Source organism: Streptomyces sp. NPDC020898 (genome assembly GCF_044333925.1).
Lineage (GTDB): Bacteria > Actinomycetota > Actinomycetes > Streptomycetales > Streptomycetaceae > Streptomyces.
This window is the reverse complement of the sequence record NZ_JBIRRV010000007.1, coordinates 332,025-352,698: the sequence shown is the minus strand read 5'-3', so window position 1 is coordinate 352,698 and position 20,674 is coordinate 332,025. Positions and strand designations below refer to the sequence as shown.

At 69.9% G+C, this 20,674-nt stretch carries 20 protein-coding genes and 1 pseudogene; 6 read left to right on the top strand and 15 right to left on the bottom strand.

The genetic code is table 11. The features are described 5' to 3' along the window. Positions 1–18: 18 nt before the first annotated feature. Positions 19–885, bottom strand: a complete 867-nt coding sequence (locus tag ACH4TV_RS24000; RefSeq protein ID WP_398401294.1) for a phosphotransferase enzyme family protein — start codon at positions 883–885, stop codon at positions 19–21. 175 nt (positions 886–1,060) lie between these two features. Between ACH4TV_RS24000 and ACH4TV_RS23995 the strand changes: the two genes are divergently transcribed. From ACH4TV_RS23995 to mgt, 4 genes and pseudogenes are all read left to right on the top strand, one after another. Next, a complete protein-coding gene (locus ACH4TV_RS23995; RefSeq protein WP_398401292.1) occupies positions 1,061–1,999 on the top strand; it encodes a carbohydrate ABC transporter permease in 939 nt (312 codons plus the stop codon). Then, positions 1,996–2,829, top strand: coding sequence for a carbohydrate ABC transporter permease (locus tag ACH4TV_RS23990; protein ID WP_398401290.1), 834 nt, complete (start codon positions 1,996–1,998; stop codon positions 2,827–2,829). Before ACH4TV_RS23995 ends, ACH4TV_RS23990 begins: the two co-directional genes overlap by 4 nt. A 5-nt stretch (positions 2,830–2,834) precedes the next feature. Then, complete coding sequence (locus ACH4TV_RS23985) at positions 2,835–4,115, top strand: ABC transporter substrate-binding protein (protein ID WP_398401288.1); 1,281 nt, start codon at positions 2,835–2,837, stop codon at positions 4,113–4,115. Positions 4,116–4,140: 25 nt separating this feature from the next. After that, a pseudogene (gene mgt, locus ACH4TV_RS23980) lies at positions 4,141–5,398 on the top strand (macrolide-inactivating glycosyltransferase). A 77-nt stretch (positions 5,399–5,475) separates the two neighbouring features. On the opposite strand, the gene ACH4TV_RS23975 reads toward mgt, so the two are convergent. Next, a complete protein-coding gene (locus ACH4TV_RS23975; RefSeq protein ID WP_398401286.1) occupies positions 5,476–7,743 on the bottom strand; it encodes an MMPL family transporter in 2,268 nt (755 codons plus the stop codon). Positions 7,744–7,979: 236 nt separating this feature from the next. On the opposite strand from ACH4TV_RS23975, the gene ACH4TV_RS23970 reads away from it, so the two are divergent. After that, a complete protein-coding gene (locus tag ACH4TV_RS23970) occupies positions 7,980–8,555 on the top strand; it encodes a DUF1697 domain-containing protein (RefSeq protein WP_398401284.1) in 576 nt (191 codons plus the stop codon). Position 8,556: 1 nt separating this feature from the next. On the opposite strand, the gene ACH4TV_RS23965 is transcribed toward ACH4TV_RS23970, so the two are convergent. Further along, complete coding sequence (locus tag ACH4TV_RS23965) at positions 8,557–9,396, bottom strand: aldo/keto reductase (RefSeq protein ID WP_398401282.1); 840 nt, start codon at positions 9,394–9,396, stop codon at positions 8,557–8,559. Between the two features lie 49 nt (positions 9,397–9,445). Here ACH4TV_RS23965 and ACH4TV_RS23960 point away from each other — a divergent pair, with 49 nt between their 5' ends. After that, positions 9,446–10,495, top strand: a complete 1,050-nt coding sequence (locus ACH4TV_RS23960; protein ID WP_398401280.1) for a ketopantoate reductase family protein — start codon at positions 9,446–9,448, stop codon at positions 10,493–10,495. A 56-nt stretch (positions 10,496–10,551) separates the two neighbouring features. Here the strand turns inward: ACH4TV_RS23960 and ACH4TV_RS23955 are convergent, their stop codons facing one another. From ACH4TV_RS23955 to ACH4TV_RS23900, 12 genes are all read right to left on the bottom strand, one after another. Next, entirely contained in the window at positions 10,552–11,301 is a 750-nt protein-coding gene (locus ACH4TV_RS23955) for a sirohydrochlorin chelatase (protein WP_398401278.1), read from the bottom strand. Between the two features lie 6 nt (positions 11,302–11,307). Further along, positions 11,308–12,210 (bottom strand): ABC transporter permease, encoded by a 903-nt coding sequence (locus tag ACH4TV_RS23950; RefSeq protein ID WP_398401276.1) that lies wholly within the window; start codon positions 12,208–12,210, stop codon positions 11,308–11,310. After that, positions 12,197–12,982: an ABC transporter ATP-binding protein gene (locus ACH4TV_RS23945; RefSeq protein ID WP_398401274.1), complete on the bottom strand. Its 786-nt coding sequence runs from the start codon at positions 12,980–12,982 to the stop codon at positions 12,197–12,199. The genes ACH4TV_RS23950 and ACH4TV_RS23945 overlap by 14 nt, the downstream gene beginning before the upstream one ends. A gap of 36 nt (positions 12,983–13,018) precedes the next feature. Beyond that, the gene (locus ACH4TV_RS23940; protein WP_398401272.1) at positions 13,019–14,131 is read right to left on the bottom strand and encodes an aliphatic sulfonate ABC transporter substrate-binding protein; all 1,113 of its coding nucleotides are present in this window, start codon (positions 14,129–14,131) and stop codon (positions 13,019–13,021) included. Positions 14,132–14,355: 224 nt separating this feature from the next. Next, on the bottom strand, positions 14,356–15,684 hold the full coding sequence (locus tag ACH4TV_RS23935) for a sulfate adenylyltransferase subunit 1 (protein ID WP_398401270.1): 1,329 nt from the start codon (positions 15,682–15,684) through the stop codon (positions 14,356–14,358). Positions 15,685–15,686: 2 nt separating this feature from the next. Then, positions 15,687–16,628, bottom strand: a complete 942-nt coding sequence (gene cysD / locus ACH4TV_RS23930; RefSeq protein WP_398401268.1) for a sulfate adenylyltransferase subunit CysD — start codon at positions 16,626–16,628, stop codon at positions 15,687–15,689. Next, positions 16,625–17,161: an adenylyl-sulfate kinase gene (cysC, locus tag ACH4TV_RS23925; RefSeq protein WP_398401631.1), complete on the bottom strand. Its 537-nt coding sequence runs from the start codon at positions 17,159–17,161 to the stop codon at positions 16,625–16,627. Before cysC ends, cysD begins: the two co-directional genes overlap by 4 nt. Before the next feature lie 44 nt (positions 17,162–17,205). After that, complete coding sequence (locus tag ACH4TV_RS23920; protein ID WP_398401266.1) at positions 17,206–17,916, bottom strand: phosphoadenylyl-sulfate reductase; 711 nt, start codon at positions 17,914–17,916, stop codon at positions 17,206–17,208. Continuing rightward, complete coding sequence (locus tag ACH4TV_RS23915) at positions 17,913–18,101, bottom strand: hypothetical protein (protein ID WP_398401264.1); 189 nt, start codon at positions 18,099–18,101, stop codon at positions 17,913–17,915. Before ACH4TV_RS23915 ends, ACH4TV_RS23920 begins: the two co-directional genes overlap by 4 nt. Next, a complete protein-coding gene (locus tag ACH4TV_RS23910) occupies positions 18,098–19,792 on the bottom strand; it encodes a nitrite/sulfite reductase (protein ID WP_398401262.1) in 1,695 nt (564 codons plus the stop codon). The genes ACH4TV_RS23915 and ACH4TV_RS23910 overlap by 4 nt, the downstream gene beginning before the upstream one ends. Before the next feature lie 123 nt (positions 19,793–19,915). Beyond that, positions 19,916–19,999 (bottom strand): putative leader peptide, encoded by an 84-nt coding sequence (locus ACH4TV_RS23905; protein WP_309486338.1) that lies wholly within the window; start codon positions 19,997–19,999, stop codon positions 19,916–19,918. Between the two features lie 92 nt (positions 20,000–20,091). Then, a complete protein-coding gene (locus ACH4TV_RS23900; RefSeq protein ID WP_398401629.1) occupies positions 20,092–20,670 on the bottom strand; it encodes a GNAT family N-acetyltransferase in 579 nt (192 codons plus the stop codon). Between the last annotated feature and the right edge of the window lie 4 nt (positions 20,671–20,674).

Genomic DNA, 20,674 nt, shown 5'->3' with positions numbered 1-20,674 from the left:
CCGCCGTACAGTCCGGCCTCAGAACGGATACCACCGCACCGTCTCGTCCCCCTCCCGCAACGACGCCACCCGGCGTGCGAACTCGGCCAGAGCCTTCGGGTTGGCCGGGGCGTGCTGGGCGACCCAGGCGCAGCTGGCCGTCTCGCGGGCCCCGCGCAGCACACCGCAGCCGTCCCACTCGCGTACGTCCCAGCCGTACGTCTGGGTGAAGGCGTCGTAGGACTCGGCGGGGAGGGCGTAGCGGTCGTGGGAGAGGGCCATGACGACGAGGTCGTGTTCGCGCAGGTCGGCGGAGAAGGTCTCCAGGTCGACCAGAACCGGGCCGTCGGGGCCGATGTGGACGTTGCGGGGCAGGGCGTCGCCGTGGATCGGGCCGGGCGGGAGGTACGGGGTGAGCGCGGCGGCGGCCGTGGCGAAACCGTCGCGGCGCTCGCGCAGATAGACCGCGTCCGCCGGGTCGATCGCGACCCCCGCGAGCCGCAGCCAGCGTTCGACGCCGCCCAGGAGTTCGCGGGGCGGCAGCGTGAAGGAGCGGGGGAGCGGAAGGGCGTGCACGGTCCGTAGGAGTTCGGCCAAATCCCGGGGGCCGGCGGGGCGTACGGGATCGGGCAGCCGGTGCCACACGGTCACCGGGTGGCCCTCGACGAGCAGCGCCTTCGGGTCGGCCGCGCGGACCGCCGGGACGTCCGCCTCGGCGAGCCACAGCGCGATGTCCAGCTCCCGCCGCGCACGGTCGAGGAGTTCGGCGTCGCGGCCCACCTTGACGACCAGGTCACCGGCGGCGAACACCGCGTTCTCGCCCAGGGCGAGGAGCCGCGCGTCCGGTGCCGGACCGGGCAGTACGCCCGCAGTGGCCAGTACGTCCCGGGCCCGTGCCTCGTCCATCGTCCGCCTCCCGCTCAGTCACCCGTACACGGTCGTCCATGGCGTCGGGTTCTCGCCATCCGCCGGTCAGTGTCGCATTCGCACTGGTGGGGGCGTGTGCGCGGTGCCTTGACGGCGTACAGCGGCTTCACGACCATGACGGGGCCACCTGGGGCCGTCCGAAGGAGCCGATCACGTGACCTTGGCGACCGGGGTGGGGCGGCGGCCGGCGAAGCGCGCGACCCGTGCCGGACCGGGCGGACGGCCGCTCGGCCACGGCGCCTGGTTCCTCGTCCTGCCCGCCCTGATCCCGATCCTCGTCCTGAGCGTGGGACCGCTGCTGTACGGGATTCTGCTGGCGTTCACCGACGCCCAGTCGGGCCGTACCGCGTCCACGCAGTGGATCGGCACGCTCAACTTCCGGGATCTGCTGCACGACACGCTGTTCTGGGAGTCGTTCCGGATCGGGCTGGTCTGGGCGGTGGGGGTGACCGTGCCGCAGTTCCTGCTCGCCCTCGGTCTCGCCCTCCTCCTCAACCAGGAGTTGCGGCTGCGCTGGCTGGCCCGGGCCCTCGCGATCATTCCGTGGGCGATGCCCGAGGTGGTCGTCGGCATCATGTGGCGACTTGTCTACAACGCCGACGCCGGTGTCCTCAACGAGACGCTGCGCGACCTCGGCCTGGGAGACGGCCGTGACTGGCTCAGTGGCCTGGCCACCGCACTGCCCGCCGTCATCGTCGTCGGCGTCTGGGCGGGGATGCCGCAGACGACCGTCGCGTTGCTCGCCGGGTTGCAGAACACCCCGCGCGAGCTGCACGAGGCGGCGGCGATGGACGGCGCCGGCGCCTGGCGCCGCTTCCGGACGGTCACCTGGCCCGCGCTGCGGCCGGTCGCGCTCGCCATCACCGCCCTCAACCTGATCTGGAACTTCAACTCCTTCGCGCTGGTGTACGTCCTGACCAACGGCGGCCCCGGCGGACGCACCCGCCTCCCCATGCTTTTCGCCTACGAAGAGGCCTTCCGTTACGGCCAGTTCGGCTACGCGGCGGCGATGGGCTGTGTGATGGTCGCGCTGATCTCCGTCCTTCTCGCCGTGTTCCTCGTCGGCCGGCTGCGGGGAGTTGAGGAGAGGTGAGGACGAGCAAGAGCGCCCGCATCGGCCAGTACGCGGCCCTCCTCGCGTATCTCGCCTTCCTGGCCGTCCCGTTCCTCTGGCTTCTCTCCACCGCCTTCAAACCCCCGCGCGAGCTGGGCAGTCTGCACCCCACCTGGATCCCGAGGAACCCGACCCTCGACAACTTCCGCCAGGCCTTCGACGAACAGCCCCTGCTGCACGCCGCGTCGAACTCCCTGGTCGCGGCGGCCTCGGCCGCGCTGATCGCCGTACTCCTCGCGACCCCGATGGCATACGTCATGGCCAGACACCGCACGCTGCTCGGGCGGGCGGCGACCGGGTGGGTGGTGGTCAGCCAGGCGTTCCCGTTCGTGTTGGTGATCATCCCGCTGTTCCTGGTGCTGAAGAACCTGCGGCTGATCGACTCCGTCTTCGGGCTGGTGATGGTGTACGTGGTGTGGTCGCTGCCGTTCGCGTTGTGGATGCTCGTCGGCTATGTACGGGCCGTGCCCGCCGAGTTGGAGGAGGCGGCGGCCGTCGACGGTGCCGGCCGGCTGCGCACTCTCGTCTCCGTCACGGCCCCCCTGCTCGCGCCGGGGATCGTGGCCACGGCACTGTTCGCGTTCATCACCGCCTGGAACGAGTTCTTCTTCGCCCTGGTGCTCCTCAAGACCCCCGAGAAACAGACCCTGCCGGTCGTCCTCACCCACTTCATCGGCGCGGAGGGCGTCGCGGACCTCGGCCCGCTGGCCGCCGCCGCGTTCCTGGCGACGCTGCCCTCGCTCGTCGTGTTCGCGATCGTCCAACGCCGCGTCACGGGCGGCCTGATGGCCGGGGCGGTGAAGAGCTGATGCCGATGCGCGCGCGATGGCTCCTCGTCCTCGTCCTCCTGGTGCTTCTCGCCGGTTGCACCAGCGGCGGCAGCACCATCGACGACAGCAGGATCACCCTCCGTTTCCAGTCCCTCGCCTGGCAGGACGAGTCCGTCGCCGCCAACAAGGCGCTGGTGAAGGAGTGGAACGCGACCCATCCGGACGTCAAGGTCGAGTACGTACAGGGGAGTTGGGACAGCGTCCATGACCAGCTCCTCACCTCCTTCGAGGGCGGCGAGGCCCCCGACATCATCCACGACGCCTCCGACGACCTCGCGGACTTCGCGTACGGCGGATACCTCGCCGATCTGCGTGAGCTGCTCCCCGAGCGGCTCACGTCCGATATCCCGCAGCGCAGTTGGGAGACGACCACCTTCGGCGAGGGTGTCTATGGCGTGCCGTTCCTCCAGGAGCCGCGTGTCCTGATCGCCAACGCGAAGTGGCTGAAGGAGGCGGGCGTACGGATCCCGACCCCCGAACAGCCGTGGAGCTGGCCCGAGTTCAGGCAGATCACCGGGCAGCTCAGCGGCGACGGCAAGTACGGTGTCGCCTGGCCGCTCAAGGAGCCCGTGTCCGCCACGCTCAACCTGTCGCTGTCCACGGGCGGGCAGCTGTTCCACCGGGGCACGGACGGCAAGGTGACGATCCGCTTCGAAACACCCGACCAAGTGGTCCCCCGGACGATCCACGACCAGGTCAACTCCGATGACAGCGCGTCGAGTTCGACCCTGGGCAGCGGCGGTTCCGACACCCTGCCGGGGTTCTTCGGCGGCCGGTACGCGATGGTTCCGCTCGGCTTCTCCTACCGCCAGCAGATCACGCAGCAGGCACCGGAGGGCTTCGAGTGGCAGGTGCTGCCCGCACCGGCGGGCGCCGACGGACTCACCCAGGGTGTCAGCCCGCAGACCCTCTCCATCGCCGAGGACAGCCGGCACCAGTCGGAGGCGGCCGAGTTCGTCGACTTCATGCTGCGGCCCGCGAACATGGTCCGGCTCGCCCTCGGCGACTGGATGCTCCCCACCGGCACCGAGGCCCTGAAGTCCCCGGCCCTGCGGACAAAGAAGGACGGCTGGGCCACGGGCACCGCCCTCGCCGGCCACCTCCGTTCGGCGCCCGCCCAGTCCGTACGGGGCTATCCGGAGTGGAAGGACAAGATCGCGACCCCCGCGTTCCAGGAGTACTACAGCGGGGCCATCGACCTTGCTGAACTGCGGAAACGTCTGGAGGAGGACGGCAACCTGGTGCTGGCGCGCTATCAGAGGTGACAGGCGGATCCGATCGGATCGCGTAATCGAGTTGTACGAGACGTCTCGTCTCGCTTACGGTCAGGCGCATGACTGCTACTGCCGCACACATAGCCATGTTCTCCATCGCCGCCCACGGTCACGTGAACCCCAGCATCGAGGTGATCCGCGAGCTGGTGGCCCGTGGGCACCGTGTCACCTACGCGATTCCGCCCGCGTTCGCCGAGAAGGTGGCCGAGGCCGGGGCACGACCCGTGCTCTACGACTCCACACTGCCGGGCCCCGACGACGATCCGGAGGCATGGGGCACCACCCTCCTCGACAACGTCGAGCCCTTCCTCGCCGACGCCATCCAGGCGCTGCCGCAACTCATCAAGGCGTACGAGGGCGACGGCGGCGGAGAGGTGGGCGTGCCGGATCTCGTCCTGCACGACATCACCTCCTACCCGGCCCGCGTCCTCGCCCACCGCTGGGGCGTGCCCGCGATCTCCCTCTCGCCGAACCTCGTCGCCTGGGCGGGGTACGAGGAGGAGGCCCTCGAACCGATGTGGGCCGAGCCCCGGCAGACCGAGCGGGGGCGGGCCTACTACGAACGGTTCGAGAGCTGGCTGAAGGAGAACGGGATCACCCAGCACCCCGACCCCTTCACCGGCCGCCCCGCCCGCTCCCTCGTCCTGATCCCCAAGGTGTTGCAGCCCAACGCCGACCGCGTCGACGAGCACGTCCACACCTTCGTCGGCGCCTGCCAGGGCGACCGCTCCGCACAAGGGGACTGGCAGCGGCCCGCCGCCGAGAAGGTCGTCCTCGTGTCCCTCGGGTCGGCGTTCACCAAGCAGCCGGAGTTCTACCGGGAGTGCGTGCGGGCCTTCGGTGACCTGCCGGGGTGGCACCTGGTGCTCCAGGTCGGCAACCATGTCGACGCCGGTGAGCTGGGGCCCGTACCGGCCAACGTCGAAGTGCGGTCCTGGGTGCCCCAGTTGGCGATCCTGAAGCAGGCCGACCTGTTCGTCACGCATGCCGGGGCCGGCGGCAGTCAGGAGGGGCTGGCCACCGCCACGCCGATGATCGCCGTACCGCAGGCCGTCGACCAGTTCGGCAACGCCGACATGCTGGCGGGACTCGGCGTCGCCCGCCATGTGCCCATGGAGGAGGCGACCGCCGAGACCCTGCGTACGGCTGCCCTCGCGCTCGTGGACGACCCGGAGGTCGCCCGACGGCTCAAGGACGTTCAGGCCAAAATGGCGGCGGAGGGCGGCACGCGCCGGGCCGCGGACCTGATCGAGGCCGAGCTGCCCGGCGTGTGAACGTGAAGAGGGCCCGTTGGCTCCCCGGTGACCAACGGGCCCTCAGAACAAGGGATTTACCGGGGTGTGCGGAGGGATCAGACCCTGACTCGCTCGCCCTCCACGGCGGGCGGCGGAGGCGGCGACACGGTCTCCGCGCCCTCGTCGTGCGTCAGGTCCGGCAGACGGTTCAGCCACTTCGGGAAGTACCAGTTGCGCTCGCCCAGCAGTGCCATCACCGCGGGCAGCAGCACACCCCGGATGATCGTCGCGTCGATCAGCACCGCCGCCGCGAGGCCCACACCCATCTGCTTCATGGACTGCATCGACAGGGTTCCGAAGATCCCGAAGACGGCGACCATGATGACGGCGGCACTGGTGACGACTCCGGCCGTGGTGACCACGCCGTGCTGGATCGCGTCCTTCGTCGTACGGCCCCGCAGACGTGCCTCACGGATGCGCGAGACGACGAACACGTGGTAGTCCATCGACAGGCCGAACAGGATCACGAACAGGAACAGCGGCAGCCAGGTGATGATGGCGCCCACGCCCTCCGCGCCCACCAGCGACGCGCCCCAGCCGTGCTGGAACACGGCGACCAGGATGCCGTAAGCAGCCCCGACCGAGAGCAGGTTGAGCACGATCGACGTGATCGCGATCGTCAGGGAGCGGAACGACAGGAGCATCAGCAGGAAGGCGAACACGACCACGAACGCGAAGACCGGGGCGACCGCGCCGGCCAACTGGTCGTTGAAGTCCTTGGAGCCCGCGACCTGTCCGGTGATCGGCGCCTCGACGCCGTCGACCTTGCCGAGCGTGGCCGGGCGTACCTCGTCGCGCAGCTTGTCCAGGCTCGCGCCTGCCTTGTCCGCGTCGGAACCGCCGACCAGCGGCACGTACACGAAGGCGATGTTCTCCGCGTCGTGCAGCTTGATGTCCACGGGGCCGCGCGAGGCACCCGAACTGATCGCCTGCGCACGGAAGTCGGCGAGTGCGGACTGCACGTCGGCCGCGTTGATGTCCTGCGCCTTGACGATCACCTCGGCCGGGTCGGAGCCGCCGGGGAACGCGTCGTTGACGCGGTTGTAGGTGCCGACGATCGGCAGCGAGTCGCCGAACTCCTGGTCCAGGGTGAGGTTCTGGGTCTTCATGCCGAGCGCGGGCGCGGCGATGGCGAGCAGCGTACCGGCCGCCACGACCAGCGAGATACCCGGCTTGGCGAGGACGACCTTGAGGACCGCCGTCCAGAAACGGCTCTCTCCGCTGCCCTTCCCGTTGCCGTTCTTGCGTCGCTTGTCCGGGTGCAGGAACGGGATCCGGCCCTTCTCGACCCGCCCGCCGAGCAGCGACAGCAGCGCCGGCAGGACCGTCACCGAACCGACCATGGCGACCGCCACGACCATCAGCGACGCCAGTCCCATCGCCTCGAACGTGGCGAGCCCCGTGAACAGCATCCCCGCCATCGCCACGCACACCGTGACACCGGAGACGATGATCGCGCGGCCACTGGTCGCGGCGGCGATCTGGAGCGCGGCCTCCGGGGTCCGGCCCGCCGCCCGCTCCTCGCGCTCCCGGCGCAGATAGAACAGGCAGTAGTCGACGCCGACCGCGAGGCCGACGAGCAGCATCACCGAGCTCGCCGTGTCGTCCATCGGCTGGAGGTGGCTGACGATGGCCATCAGACCCATCGTCGCCATGATCGCGGTGACCGCCAGCGCCACGGGCAGCAGCGCCGCGACAACCGCGCCGAAGGCGATGAGCAGAATGCCGAGGGCCACCGGTACGGCGGAGTACTCGGCCTTCTTGAAGTCGTCCCCGAAGGCGTCGCTGAACGTCTTGTTCATACTGGCGCCGCCGATCTCCTCGATCCGCAGCTCCGAGTGGTCCTTCTGGACGTCCGCGACGGCGTTCAGCACCGGCTCGACCCGGTCGCCGGCCGTGTCGGCGTCGCCCCGCATGTCGAACTGCACGAGCGCGCTGCGCCCGTCCTTCGAGACGGTGTCCGTGTCGTACGGCGACTGCACGTCCGTGACCCGGCCGGTCGCGTCGACCGCCTTCATGACGTCGGCGACGGCGGCCCGGAACGCGGCGTCCGTGGACGTGACGCCCGCGTCCTTCGCCTGGACGAGGATCGTCTCGCTCGCGGGCTCGTCGATCCCGGCATCCTCGATGATCTTGGCGGCGGTGTGGGTCTCACCCCCGAGCTGGTCGCTCTCCTTGACCTCGACGCTGCCCGCCGCCGAGCCGAGCCCCATCGCCAGGACGACGAACAACACCCAGATCCCGACGGCCGCCCAGCGATGCCTGGCGCTCCAGCCGCCGGCCCGGGCGGCTATGCCCCGTACCCGCGTTTCTCCGTTCCCCATGACGGGCTTGCCCCCTCGTATGCGGCGACAGCCCCCTGCCATCACCTTTTGTTTCGAAGGTATGCGCTGGATAAGAACGTCTCCTCGTGCTGCCCGGTGAGGTGCGAACGGTTCGAGTCCTCCCCTCGGATACCGGCGTCTCCCCACTGGGGAGGACGCGGCCCCTTACATCTAGAAGTGGATCTCGGGGTGGTTCATCAGGGAATCTCTGCCTCCGCCCGCCTTAGGGTGTGCGGATGACGACAGGTGAGCGGTCGACGACGACCTACGCGGCGCTGCTGCGCGGTATCAACGTGGGTGGCAACAAGAAGGTCCCGATGGCCGAGCTGCGCCCGCTCCTGGAGGGCCTCGGGTACGGCGGCGTACGGACCTATCTCCAGAGCGGCAACGCCGTGTTCACCGCCGGTCACGGGGACGAGGAGTCCCTCGCCGGGGAGATCGCGCGAGCCATCGAGCAGCACTTCGGATTCGGCGTCGACGTGATCGTCCGCGACCACGCCCACCTCCGGGCGATCAGGGACAACTGCCCCTTCCCAGCGGCCGAGTTGGAGGCCAAGCAACTCCACGTCACCTACTGCTCCACCCCCGTCGACGAGACGCGCTTCGCGGACATCGACCAAGCCGCCTTCCTCCCCGAGGAGTTCCGGCTCGGCGACCGCGCGCTGTACCTGTACGCGCCCGACGGCCTCGGCCGCTCCAAGCTGGCCGAGCAGCTCGCCAAGCCCCGGAGGCTCAAGGGCCTGATCGCGACCACCCGCAACTGGAACACGGTCGTCAAGCTGGTCGAACTGACCGAAGCCGAGGGCGCCTGACCTACCGGAGGAGGTCCAGACGGGACAGCTCACCGCCGGACAGCCTCACGGCACGGGCGTCGAGGTTCTCCTCCAGGTGGACGAGGGAGCCCGTGCCCGGGGTCGGGCAGAGCGCGGGGGAGTGGTGCAGGAGCCAGGACAGCGCGACCTGGGCCGGGGTCGCTCCGTGCGTGGCGGCGATCTCCGCGCACACCGGGTCCGAGGCCAACTCCCCGTTTCCCAGCGGGAACCAGGGCAGGAACGCGATGCCGTGCGCCTCGCACAGCTTCAGCAGCGGCTCGGAGGTGCGGTCGAGCAGGTGGTAGCGGTTCTGGACGGTGGCGACCGACGTCAACTCCCGTGCCGCGCCCAGCTGTTCGACCGTCACCGAGTCCAACCCGAGATGCCGGATCTTGCCCTCCGTACGCAACTCGTCGAGGGCGCCCAGCTGTTCGGCGAGCGGGACACCCCGGTCGATCCGGTGCAGCTGGTACAGGTCGATCGTGTCCCGGCGCAGCCGCCGCAGGCTCGCCTCGCACATCGCACGCAGCCGCTCCGGGCGCCCGTCGACGTGCCAGGCGTCGGGGCCGGTCCGTACGACACCGCCCTTGGTGGCGACCAGCACCCCGGCCGGGTACGGGTGCAGGGCCTCGGCGATCAGCTCCTCGGCGATCGACGGGCCGTAGTTGTCGGCGGTGTCGATCAGCGTCACGCCCCGCTCGACGGCCCGGCGCAGCACGGCCACTGCGTCCCGGGGATCGCCGCGCGGGCCCCAGTAGCCGGGGCCGGTCAACTGAGCGGTGCCGTAACCGAGGCGGCGGACCGGAAGCTCGCCGCCGATCGTGAATCTTTCCGAAGCCATGCGACGGACGCTACCTGTGCCGTGCATGCACCGTGGCAGGCTGGCTTGTATGCGCTACATCATCATCGGAGCAGGAGCGGTCGGCGGTGCCATCGGCGGGCGGCTCGCCGGGGCGGGGCACGAGGTGGTCCTCGTCGCGCGGGGCGCGCAGTACACGGCATTGCGTGCCAACGGGCTGCGGCTGGTGACCCCGGACGGGGAGCACACGTACCGCCTGCCGACCGTCGAGGGACCCGCCGGACTCGGGGAACTGCGCGCCGACGACGTCCTCGTCCTCGCCGTCAAGACGCAGGACAGCGAGGGCGCCCTGGCGGCCTGGGGACCGGTGCCCGTCGCGGGCGGCGGTACGGCGGCGGAGCGGTTGCCGCTGGTCTGCGCGCAGAACGGGGTGGAGGGCCAGCGCCTCGCCCTGCGCCGCTTCCGGCGCGTGTACGGCGTCTGCGTCTGGCTCCCCGCGAGCTACCGGGAACCCGGGGTCGTCTCCGCCGCCGGCGCTCCCCTCACCGGCATCCTCTTCCTCGGCCGCTACCCCCACGGCACCGACGACACCGTCCGCGGGATCGCCGCCGACCTGGAGAAGACGACGACCTTCGAGGCGCCGGTCGTACCGGACGTGGTCCGCTGGCAGTACGCCAAGCTGCTCACCAACCTGGGCAACGCCATCCGGGCGCTCAGCGGCGCGGCGGACAGTGCGGAGAGCGAACGGCTGCGCCAACGGGTCTGGGCCGAGGGCGAGTCGGTGCTCACGGCGGCCGGGATCCCGTACGCGAGCGCCGCGGAGGAGAAGGCGCGGCGCGGCGACAAGATCGCCCTGCGGCCGCTGCCCGGCACCGAGCCCGGCGGCGGCTCCTCCTGGCAGTCCCTCAGCCGGGGCACCGGCACGATCGAGACCGACTACCTGAACGGCGAGATCGTCCTCCTGGGACGGCTGCACGGTGTACCCACGCCCTTGAACGAACTACTGCAACGACTGGCCAACACGTTTGCGCGGGAACGGCAGCCGGCGGGTTCCCTGCCGTCGGCGGACCTCGTGCGGCTGGCGGACGAGGCGGTGTTCCACCCAATGCCGGCAGCCGACGGGCGGGAGCCGGGGGCGTAGTGAGAGACCACCTGAACTCTGCCTGCCCACAAGGCGGTTCGGGTGGGCGCGGACACCTACGCGCTCATCGCGGCCCGGCTCGACAACGGCATCCGCATCGCCGCCTCCGCGTACCGCCGCAGCAGCAACCGGGCCACCTCCGGCGCCGGTCCCAGGACGTCGGCGAGGACGTCCGCCTGGGCGGCGCCGCGCGCGATGCGGTCCGGGAGGAAGCCGGGGGCGAGGACGTAGGGCGCGACGGCGACCTTCGAGCAGCCGAGGGCGCGCAGTTCCCGTACCGCGTCCTCGGTGCGGGGAAGGGATGCGGAGGCGAACGCAGGCCGCACGGCGCACCAACCGGTGTGCCGCCACTCCCGCGCGATTTCTGCGATCACTGCGATCGCCTCCGGGTCGGTGGACCCCGCCGAGGCCAGCACGACCCCGGTCGAGGACTTGTCGGCGGGCGTCAACCCCGCCTCGTACAGGCGCCGTTCGAGCGCCGACAGGAGGAGCGGGGAGGGGCCCAGCACCTCCGCCTGGCGGATGTTCAGCCGCCGGGGCGCGTCCCGTAGCACCGCCGGGATGTCCGCCTTCGCGTGGAACGCGCGCGTCAGCAGCAACGGCAGGGCTACTACGTCCCGGACGCCCTCCGCGGCCAGGGACTCCAACACCCCTTGCACGGAAGGGATGGTGAAGTCCAGGAAGCCGGTCTCCACGCGCAGCCCGGGGCGCATCGCCCGTACCCGCCGCATCAGGGCGTGCACGGTCGCGGCATGGCGCGGGTCGCGGCTGCCGTGGGCGATGACGAGAAGTACCGGTTCGCGCATGGGCGTTCAGCTCTTCGTGAGGAGACCGCGGCTGCGCAGCACCCGCCGCTCCAGCGGACTGAAGATCAGCAGGTCGATGGCGATACCGACGATCAGGATGAGCAGGATCGCGAGGAACACCGTGGCCATGTCGCTGTTGGTGCGGCCGTTCTCCAGCAACTGGCCCAGGCCGACGCCCAGGTCGGGATGCTGGGCGATGATCTCCGCCGCCATCAGCGAGCGCCAGGAGAACGCCCAGCCCTGCTTCAGACCGGCGAGATACCCGGGCAGCGCCGCCGGCATCACGATGTGCCAGGTGCCGCGCAGGCCCGTCGCGCCCATCGTGCGCCCCGCACGCAGGAACAGCGGCGGCACCTGGTCGACCCCGGCGACGAGACCGTTGGCGATCGACGGGACGGCGCCGAGCAGGATCACCGCGTACATCATCGAGTCGTTCAGGCCGAGCCAGATGACGGCCGGCGGCACCCACGCCACCGACGGCAGGGACTGGAGGCCGGACAGGAGCGGACCGATCGCGGCACGCACGAACTTCACCCGCGCGACCAGCAGACCGAGCGGGGTGCCGATCGCCAGCGCGAACAGGAAGCCGAGCAGACCGCGCGAGACGCTCGTCCAGATGTAGCTGAGCAGATCACCTTCCAGCCAGGCGGTCTCGACCTCGCCCCACACGTCGCCCGGAGCGGGCAGCTTGCTGGGATCGGTGACGATCTTGAAGGAGATCAGCGCCTGCCAGATGACCAGGACCAGCGCGATCGACACCAGGGGAGGCAGGATCTTCTGGACGAAGGTCTGCCGGAAGGGCGTCCGGGTCGTCTGGACCGTCTCCAGGGCGTCCAGGCCCGCCTCCAGACCCGAGAGGTCGTGCCTGTCCTTGACAGGCGCGTCGGCCGGGGACTCAGTGCTGGCCATGTCGGCGGATCTCCCCACGCAGTTCTTCGGTGATCTCGACGGACAGCTCCGCCACTTCGGCGTCCTCGATACGGCGCGGCTGCGGGATGTCGACCCGCCACTCTCGGGCGATCCGGCCAGGCCGTGAGGACAGCAGCACCACGCGCTCGGCGAGGCGGACGGCCTCGCGCACGTTGTGGGTGACGAACAGCACCGACAGCTGCGTCTCGCGCCAGATACGGGTCAGCTCGTCGTGCAGCACGTCCCGGGTGATGGCGTCCAGCGCCGCGAACGGCTCGTCCATCAGCAGGAGTTTGCTGTCCTGGGCCAGCGCGCGGGCCAGCGCGACCCGCTGGCGCATACCGCCGGACAGCTCGTGCACCCGCTTGCCGTACGCGCCCTGGAGCCGTACCAGCGCGAGCAGCTCCTCGGCCTTCTCGCGCCGATCGTTCTTGGGAACTCCCCCCAGTTTCAGGGCGAGTTCGATGTTCTTGCCCGCGGTCAGCCACGGGAACAGGGCGTGTTCCTGGAACATCAGGGACGGTCGCCCGCTGGTCGTGATGCTGCCCGCGCTCGGGGCGTCGAGCCCCGCGACCAGATTGAGCAGCGTCGACTTTCCGCAGCCCGAGGCCCCCAGGAGGGTGACGAACTCGCCCGGCGCGACATCGAGGGTGATGTCGTCGAGGACGAGCTGCTGCCCGGACGGTCCGGCGAAGGACTTCGAGACGTGCTCGATACGCGCGGCGTGCTCGACCGACGTGGTGTCGGCGGACTGTGCAAGGGCTGTCGCCATGGTCGTCACCTCCTGGGAACTGATCGGGATCCGGGCTTACTTGACGCCGAGACCGGCGTCGGAAACGGTGGCCTCACCCTGGGCTTCGAGGACCTTGTTCAGGAGCGTGAGGTCGTAGATGCCCGTCAGGTCGGGCTTCTCCAGCAGGCCGGCCGCGACCGCGTGCTCCGCCTCGGTGTTGAGGGTGGACGCCAGCGGGTCGTTGGTGAACTGGATGGACTTCCACGCGGGGTCGATGACCTCGGCCGCCAGCGCCTTGCCGGAGTCGACCTTGAGCTGGGCGTTCGCGGATGCCTTGGCCTTGTCGGGGTTGGCGTTGATCCAGGCGTTGGTCTTGACCGCGCCCGTCAGGACGGCCTCGACGACCTTCGGGTGCTCCTTGAGGAACTTCTGCGACACGATGATGTTCGTGATCACGAACTTCTTGTCGGGCCACAGGTCGGCCTCGTCGAGCAGCACCTTCGCGCCCTCGGCGACCAGCTTGGACGCGGTCGGTTCCGGAACCCAGGCGCCGTCGATGGAGCCGGACTTGTAGGCGTCAGGGGTGATCTTGTTGTCCGTACGGACCACGGAGACGTCGCCCTTGCCGCTCTCCGCGTCGACCTTCCAGCCCTGGTCGGCGATCCAGTTGAGGAACGCCACGTCCTGGGTGTTGCCGAGCTGCGGGGTCGCGATGTTCTTGCCCTTGACGTCCTTCAGGGTCTTGATCTTCTCCGGGTTCACCACGAGCTTCACACCGCCGGACGCCGAACCGCCGATGATCCGCAGGTTCTTGCCGTCGGACTTGGTATAGCCGTTGATCGCCGGGGAGGGGCCGATCCAGCCGATGTCGATGGACCCCGAGTTCAGCGCCTCGATCTCGGACGGGCCGGCGTTGAAGGTCGCGTACTCGGCCTTCGTGGCGCCGAGCTCCTTCTGGAAGAAGCCCTGCTGCTTGCCCACCAGCGCGGTGGCGTGGGTGAGGTTGCCGAAGTAGCCGATCCGGACGGAGGAGAGATCGTCGATCTTCGCGGCGCCGGCGGCGACCTTCGCGTTGGCGTTCTCGTCCTTCGACTCCGACCCGTAACCGCAGGCGGCGAGCGTCAGCAGCGGAAGAGCGGCGACCACGGCTACGCCGCGGCGAAGGAAGGTTGAGCGGTTGACAGGCACGGGAGGGTTTCCTCTCGGAGGCCCGGCGGTCACATCCTCAAGGGCGTGGCCGGGAGGTCGGCAGGTCTTCGTTTGTGCAGGTGGCGGGGGGTGTGGGCGCGCAAGCAGTGCGCGTACGTCAGCACGCACATCGCGCGACTCCGCCCTGCCCGCTGCCGAGGGCGCCGCTGCCGACGCGGCCGCCCTCCTTCGCGAACGTGGAGTAGTAGTCGGTGCCGTTCATGTCAGAAGTCCCACCCGTCGTCCTCGGCCTCGTCCTTGACGGGCTCAGGGGACGCGAACGACTCGCCGACCATGCCCGCGGTGAGCGTGGTGCCGTCGTTCGGGTCGATCAGGATGAACGAGCCGGTGCGCCGTGAGTCGGCGTACGAGTCCACCGGCAGCGGCTCCGCGGTGCGGATCTTCACGCGGCCGATGTCGTTGGCGACGAGCTGTCCCGGATGCGGGTGCAGGGACAGGTCGTCGAGCGTGAGACGGGACGGGATGTCCTTGACGATCGCCTTGACCGTGCGGGTGCCGTGCTTGAGCAGCACCCGGTGGCCGACCGTCAGCGGCGCGTCGGCGACATGGCACACGGTCGCCTCGATGTCCTGCGTGGTCGGCGGCGCGTCCTTGCTCGGCACGATCAGGTCGCCGCGCGAGATGTCGATGTCGTCCTCCAGGAGGACGGTCACCGACTGCGTCGTATAGGCGACGTCGACCGCCTCGCCGAGCAGGTCGATGCCGGAGATCTTCGACGCGTGACCGGACGGCAGGACCGTCACGGACTCGCCGACGCGGAAGGAACCGGCGGCGATCTGGCCCGCGTAGCCCCGGTAGTCGGGGTGCTCGGCGGTCTGCGGCCGGATCACGTACTGGACGGGAAGCCGGGCGTGGCAGTGACTCAGGTCGTGGGCGACCGGGACCGTCTCCAGGTGCTCCAGGAAGGTCGGCCCGCCGTACCAGTCCATGTGCGCGGACGGGTCCACCACGTTGTCGCCGGCCAGTGCCGAGATCGGGATCGCGGTGATCTCCGGGACGCCCAGCTCCAGCGCGTACGCCGTGAACTCCTCGGCGATGGCGGCGAACACGGACTCCTGGTAGTCGACCAGGTCCATCTTGTTGACCGCGAGGACCACGTGCGGGACCCGCAGCAGCGCCGCGAGGGCGGCGTGCCGGCGGGTCTGCTCGACGACGCCGTTGCGGGCGTCGATCAGGATCACCGTCAGCTCGGCCGTGGAGGCACCCGTCACCATGTTGCGGGTGTACTGCACGTGGCCGGGCGTGTCGGCGAGGATGAACCGGCGCTTCGGCGTGGCGAAGTAACGGTAGGCCACGTCGATCGTGATGCCCTGCTCGCGCTCGGCGCGCAGACCGTCCGTGAGCAGCGCGAGGTCGGGAGTCTCCTGGCCGCGGCTGGCCGAGGCGCGCTCGACGGCCTCCAGCTGGTCGGTGAGGATCGACTTGGAGTCGTGCAGGAGCCGGCCCACGAGCGTGGACTTGCCGTCATCGACGGAACCGGCGGTGGCGAACCGCAGGAGCGTGGTCTCGGTGAGTTCCGTGGTCGTGGTCATGGCTAGAAGTACCCCTCGCGCTTACGGTCTTCCATCGCGGCCTCGGACATCTTGTCGTCGGCGCGGGTGGCACCCCGCTCGGTGAGCCGGGAGGCGGCGATCTCGGCGATGACGTCGTCCAGCGTCACCGCGTCCGAGTCGACGGCGCCCGTGCAGGACATGTCACCGACGGTGCGGTAGCGGACCTGCCGCTTCTCGACGGTCTCGTCGGCCTTGGGGCCGCCCCACTCGCCGGCGGTCAGCCACATCCCGGCCCGCTGGAACACCTCACGCTCGTGCGCGAAGTAGATGTCCGGCAGCTCGATGCCCTCGCGGGCGATGTACTGCCAGACGTCCAGCTCGGTCCAGTTGCTCAAGGGAAACACCCGGACGTGCTCGCCGGGCGCGTGCCGCCCGTTGTAGAGGTTCCACAGTTCGGGGCGCTGCCTGCGCGGGTCCCACTGCGAGAACTCGTCCCGCAGCGAGAACACCCGCTCCTTGGCCCGGGCCTTCTCCTCGTCGCGCCGACCGCCACCGAAGACAGCGTCGAACTTCTCGGCCTGGATCTTCTCGGTCAGCGGGAGCGTCTGGAGCGGGTTGCGGGTCCCGTCCGGACGCTCCTTCAGCACACCCCGGTCGATGTACTCCTGCACGGAAGCGACATGCAGCCGCAGTCCATGAGCCGCCACGGCCCGGTCGCGGTACTCGAGCACCTCGGGGAAGTTGTGCCCGGTGTCCACATGCAGCAGCGTGAAGGGGACCGCGGCAGGCGCGAACGCCTTGAGCGCCAGATGCAGCATGACGATCGAGTCCTTGCCGCCGGAGAACAGGATCACCGGCCGCTCGAACTCACCCGCCACCTCGCGGAAGATGTGCACGGCCTCGGACTCGAGGGCGTCGAGGTGCGAGAGGGCGTACGGGACGTTCGTGTCGCCCCCCTGCACCTTGGCAACGGTCGTCGTCATGCCAGTCCCCTCTCGGTGAGCAGCGCGTGGACAGCCGCCGCGGACTCCTGAACGGTCTGGTCCTGCGACTCGATCCGCAGATCGGGCGTCTCGGGCTCCTCGTACGGGTCGTCGACCCCGGTGAGCCCGGTCAGCTCGCCCGCGGCCTGCTTGGCGTACAGACCCTTCACATCGCGTACGGAGCACACCTCGACCGGAGTCGCCACATGCACCTCGATGTACGCGGCGCCGTTCTCCTGGTGCCGCTTGCGCACCGCCTCGCGGCTGTCCGCGTACGGCGCGATCACCGGGACCAGCGTCTTGACGCCGTTGCGGGCGAGCAGCTCGGCGAGGAAGCCGATGCGCTGCACGTTCGTGTGCCGGTCCTCGCGGGTGAAGCCGAGGCCCGCCGAGATGAACTCACGGATCTCGTCGCCGTCCAGCACCTCGACGAGGTGGCCCTCCTCGCGCAGCCGGCCGGCCAGTTCGTACGCGATGGTGGTCTTGCCGGCGCTCGGCAGACCCGTGAGCCATACGGTGGCTCCGGTCGTCACTGGTATCTCCTGGTCCTCGGGGATCGCGGTCTCGGTCTGGGTCATCAGCCGTGCAGCCCGCACTCGGTCTTGCCGCGGCCCGCCCAGCGGCCGGCGCGCGCGTCCTCGCCCTCCAGCACCTGGCGGGTGCAGGGCGCGCAGCCGACGGACGCGTAGCCGTCCATCAGCAACGGGTTGGTGAGTACGCCGTGTTCGGCGACGTACGCGTCCACGTCGTCCTGCGTCCAGCGGGCGATCGGGGAGACCTTGACCTTCTGGCGCTTCTCGTCCCAGCCGACGACCGGGGTGTTCGCCCGGGTCGGGGACTCGTCGCGGCGCAGGCCGGTCGCCCAGGCCGCGTACCCCTTGAGGCCCCGCTCCAGGGGCGCGACCTTGCGCAGTGCGCAGCACAGGTCGGGGTCGCGGTCGTGCAGCTTCGGCCCGTACTGGGCGTCCTGCTCGGCGACCGTCTGGACGGGGGTGAGGGTGAGGACGCGGACGTCCATCACGGCCTCGACCGCGTCGCGGGTGCCGATGGTCTCGGGGAAGTGGTAGCCCGTGTCGAGGAACACGACGTCCACGCCGGGCATGGCACGGGAGGCGAGGTGGGCGACCACCGCGTCCTCCATGGACGAGGTCACGCAGAAGCTCTTGCCGAAGGTGGCGGTCGCCCACTGGAGGATCTCCAGCGCGGACGCGTCCTCCAGATCACGGCCCGCCTGCTCCGCGAGGGCCTTCAAGTCGTCGGTCGTACGTTCTTCCTGAACCGCGGTCATATCTCGTCCCCTCCGGTTTCCCGGTGCTGAAGTCCACGGGCGAGCAGCCCGAGGAACTTCAACTGGAAGGCTCGATTGCAGGCTCCGCATTCCCAGGCGCCGTGGCCGCCCTCGACGGATTCGCTCGGACGCAGGTCCTCGTCGCCGCAGTAGGGGCAGTAGAAGGGCGCGGCACGCTCGCTCATGACAGCGACTCCTCGCTGGCCCGCGAGGCCCACTTCGCGAAACGCTCGCCGTCCTCGCGCTGCTCCTGGAAGTTCTTCAGGACGCGCTCGACGTAGTCCGGCAGGTCGTCCGACGTCACCTTCAGACCACGGACCTTGCGGCCGAAGCCGGCCTCCAGACCGAGGGCGCCGCCCAGGTGGACCTGGTAGCCCTCGACCTGCTCGCCCGCGTCGTTCAGGACCAACTGGCCCTTGAGACCGATGTCCGCGACCTGGATACGGGCGCAGGCGTTCGGGCAGCCGTTGATGTTGATGGTGATCGGCTCTTCGAACTCCGGGATACGGCGCTCCAGTTCGTCGATCAGCGAGGCGCCGCGCGCCTTCGTCTCGACGATCGCGAGCTTGCAGTACTCGATGCCGGTGCAGGCCATCGTGCCGCGCCGGAACGGGGACGGCTTGACGCTCAGGTCGAGCGCCTCCAGGCCCTCGACGAGCGAGTCGACCTGGCCCTCCTCGATGTCGAGCACGATCATCTTCTGCTCGGCGGTGGTACGCAGGCGGCCCGAACCGTGCGCCTCGGCCAGCTCGGCGATCTTCGTGAGGATCGTGCCGTCCACGCGGCCCACGCGCGGGGCGAAACCGACGTAGAAGCGGCCGTCCTTCTGGCGGTGGACGCCGACGTGGTCGCGCCAGCGGGCGACGGGCTGGGCCGGGGCCGGGCCGTCGATCAGCTTGCGCTTGAGGTAGTCGTCCTCCAGGACCTGGCGGAACTTCTCCACGCCCCAGTCGGCGAGCAGGAACTTCAGGCGGGCGCGGGTACGCAGCCGCCGGTAGCCGTGGTCGCGGAAGATCGAGATGACGCCCTCGTAGACGTCCGGGACCTCGTCGAGCGGGACCCAGGCGCCCAGGCGCTGGCCGATCTTCGGGTTGGTGGACAGCCCGCCGCCGACCCAGACGTCGAAGCCGGGGCCGTGCTCGGGGTGCTCCACGCCGACGAACGCGATGTCGTTGATCTCGTGCGCCACGTCGAGGAGCGGCGAGCCGGAGATCGCGGACTTGAACTTGCGGGGCAGGTTCGAGAAGTCCTTGTTGCCGACGATCCGGCGGTGGATCACGTCGATGGCGGGCGTGCCGTCGATGATCTCGTCCTCGGCGATCCCGGCGACCGGCGAACCGAGGATGACGCGGGGTGTGTCACCGCAGGCCTCGGTCGTGGACAGACCGACCGCTTCGAGGCGGTTCCAGATCTCCGGGACGTCCTCGATGCGGATCCAGTGGTACTGGACGTTCTGCCGGTCCGTGAGGTCGGCGGTGCCGCGGGCGAACTCCTGCGAGATCTCGCCGATCACCCGCAGCTGGTCGGTGGTGAGCCGGCCGCCGTCGATGCGGACGCGCAGCATGAAGTACTCGTCGTCCAGCTCCTCCGGCTCCAGGATCGCGGTCTTGCCACCGTCGATCCCGGGCTTGCGCTGGGTGTACAGCCCCCACCAGCGCATCCGGCCGCGCAGGTCGTTGGGGTCGATCGAGTCGAATCCCCGCTTGGAGTAGATCGTCTCAATGCGTGTCCGCACATTGAGACCGTCGTCGTCCTTCTTGAACTGCTCGTTCCCGTTGAGCGGGGTGAAGTGTCCGGCGGCCCACTGACCCTCACCACGGTGACGGCTCACCTTGCGGCGGGGCGCGGCGGCAGGGTTCTGCGGGGTGGCGGCCATGGTTCTACGTCCTCCGGGACAGGCGGAATGCGGCTCTTACCTGCGCGTACGGGCGCATGGTCAGACCCGCGCGGCTCTGCGCGGGCTGAGGCAAAGGGAGCGAATCGGCGGTGCTGGGGCTCGTCAGCTCGCCGGACAGATGGCGCTGGACATGCGGCCGAGGTCGACGTGCCGCCGACTCACCAAGGCAATCCCAGTTCCAGACATGACGGAAGCGTGTCACGGCGATCTGGACACAGTCCAGCATTGTCCGCCATGCGGACACCCTTGTCTCGTACGGTGAGACAGGGTGTTGTCGGTCACAGAGCGGGGGTGTGCGCCCCTGGCCAGGGGCCGGGTGCGGCGACTTCCGCCTCCTCCTCGACCTTGGTGTCGAAGAGGGTGAAGCCGCGGCGCAGGTAGTTGTCCATCGCGTGCACCCCGTCCTTGCTGCAGGTATGCAGCCAGACCCGCTTCGTCGGCGCCAGTCCGGGCCGGCGGTCCGCCAGGTCCCAGGCGCGGGCGGCCCCGTACGACAGGAGGTGCCCGCCGATGCGGCGGCCCCGGAAGGCGGGGATCAGTCCGAAGTAGGCGATCTCGACGACGCCGTCGTCCTGGGGGTCGAATTCCACGTAGCCCGCCGGGGTGCCGCGGTCGTATGCGACCCAGGTCTCCACGCCCGGGCGCTCCAGGTACTCCTGCCACCGTGCGTACGACCAGGTCAGGCGGTCGGTCCAGCGGATGTCGCCGCCGACCGAGGCGTAGAGGAAGCGGCTGAACTCCGGTGAGGGGAGTTCGGCGCGGGTGATCCTGACGTCCCCGTCGGGGGCCTCGGCGGGGAGGAGGTCGGTCGGGGCGGTCTGTTCTAGGGACCAGGTGGTTACGGCGATGTTGCTCATGGCG

Coding starts and splice junctions, on each gene's coding strand:
- ACH4TV_RS24000 (WP_398401294.1), bottom strand. CDS start 885: ATGGACGAGGCACGGGCCCGGGACGTACTGGCCACTGCGGGCGTACTG.
- ACH4TV_RS23985 (WP_398401288.1), top strand. CDS start 2,835: ATGCGCGCGCGATGGCTCCTCGTCCTCGTCCTCCTGGTGCTTCTCGCC.
- ACH4TV_RS23975 (WP_398401286.1), bottom strand. CDS start 7,743: ATGGGGAACGGAGAAACGCGGGTACGGGGCATAGCCGCCCGGGCCGGC.
- ACH4TV_RS23970 (WP_398401284.1), top strand. CDS start 7,980: ATGACGACAGGTGAGCGGTCGACGACGACCTACGCGGCGCTGCTGCGC.
- ACH4TV_RS23965 (WP_398401282.1), bottom strand. CDS start 9,396: ATGGCTTCGGAAAGATTCACGATCGGCGGCGAGCTTCCGGTCCGCCGC.
- ACH4TV_RS23960 (WP_398401280.1), top strand. CDS start 9,446: ATGCGCTACATCATCATCGGAGCAGGAGCGGTCGGCGGTGCCATCGGC.
- ACH4TV_RS23955 (WP_398401278.1), bottom strand. CDS start 11,301: ATGCGCGAACCGGTACTTCTCGTCATCGCCCACGGCAGCCGCGACCCG.
- ACH4TV_RS23950 (WP_398401276.1), bottom strand. CDS start 12,210: ATGGCCAGCACTGAGTCCCCGGCCGACGCGCCTGTCAAGGACAGGCAC.
- ACH4TV_RS23945 (WP_398401274.1), bottom strand. CDS start 12,982: ATGGCGACAGCCCTTGCACAGTCCGCCGACACCACGTCGGTCGAGCAC.
- ACH4TV_RS23935 (WP_398401270.1), bottom strand. CDS start 15,684: ATGACCACGACCACGGAACTCACCGAGACCACGCTCCTGCGGTTCGCC.
- cysD (WP_398401268.1), bottom strand. CDS start 16,628: ATGACGACGACCGTTGCCAAGGTGCAGGGGGGCGACACGAACGTCCCG.
- ACH4TV_RS23920 (WP_398401266.1), bottom strand. CDS start 17,916: ATGACCGCGGTTCAGGAAGAACGTACGACCGACGACTTGAAGGCCCTC.
- ACH4TV_RS23915 (WP_398401264.1), bottom strand. CDS start 18,101: ATGAGCGAGCGTGCCGCGCCCTTCTACTGCCCCTACTGCGGCGACGAG.
- ACH4TV_RS23910 (WP_398401262.1), bottom strand. CDS start 19,792: ATGGCCGCCACCCCGCAGAACCCTGCCGCCGCGCCCCGCCGCAAGGTG.
- ACH4TV_RS23905 (WP_309486338.1), bottom strand. CDS start 19,999: ATGTCTGGAACTGGGATTGCCTTGGTGAGTCGGCGGCACGTCGACCTC.
- ACH4TV_RS23900 (WP_398401629.1), bottom strand. CDS start 20,670: ATGAGCAACATCGCCGTAACCACCTGGTCCCTAGAACAGACCGCCCCG.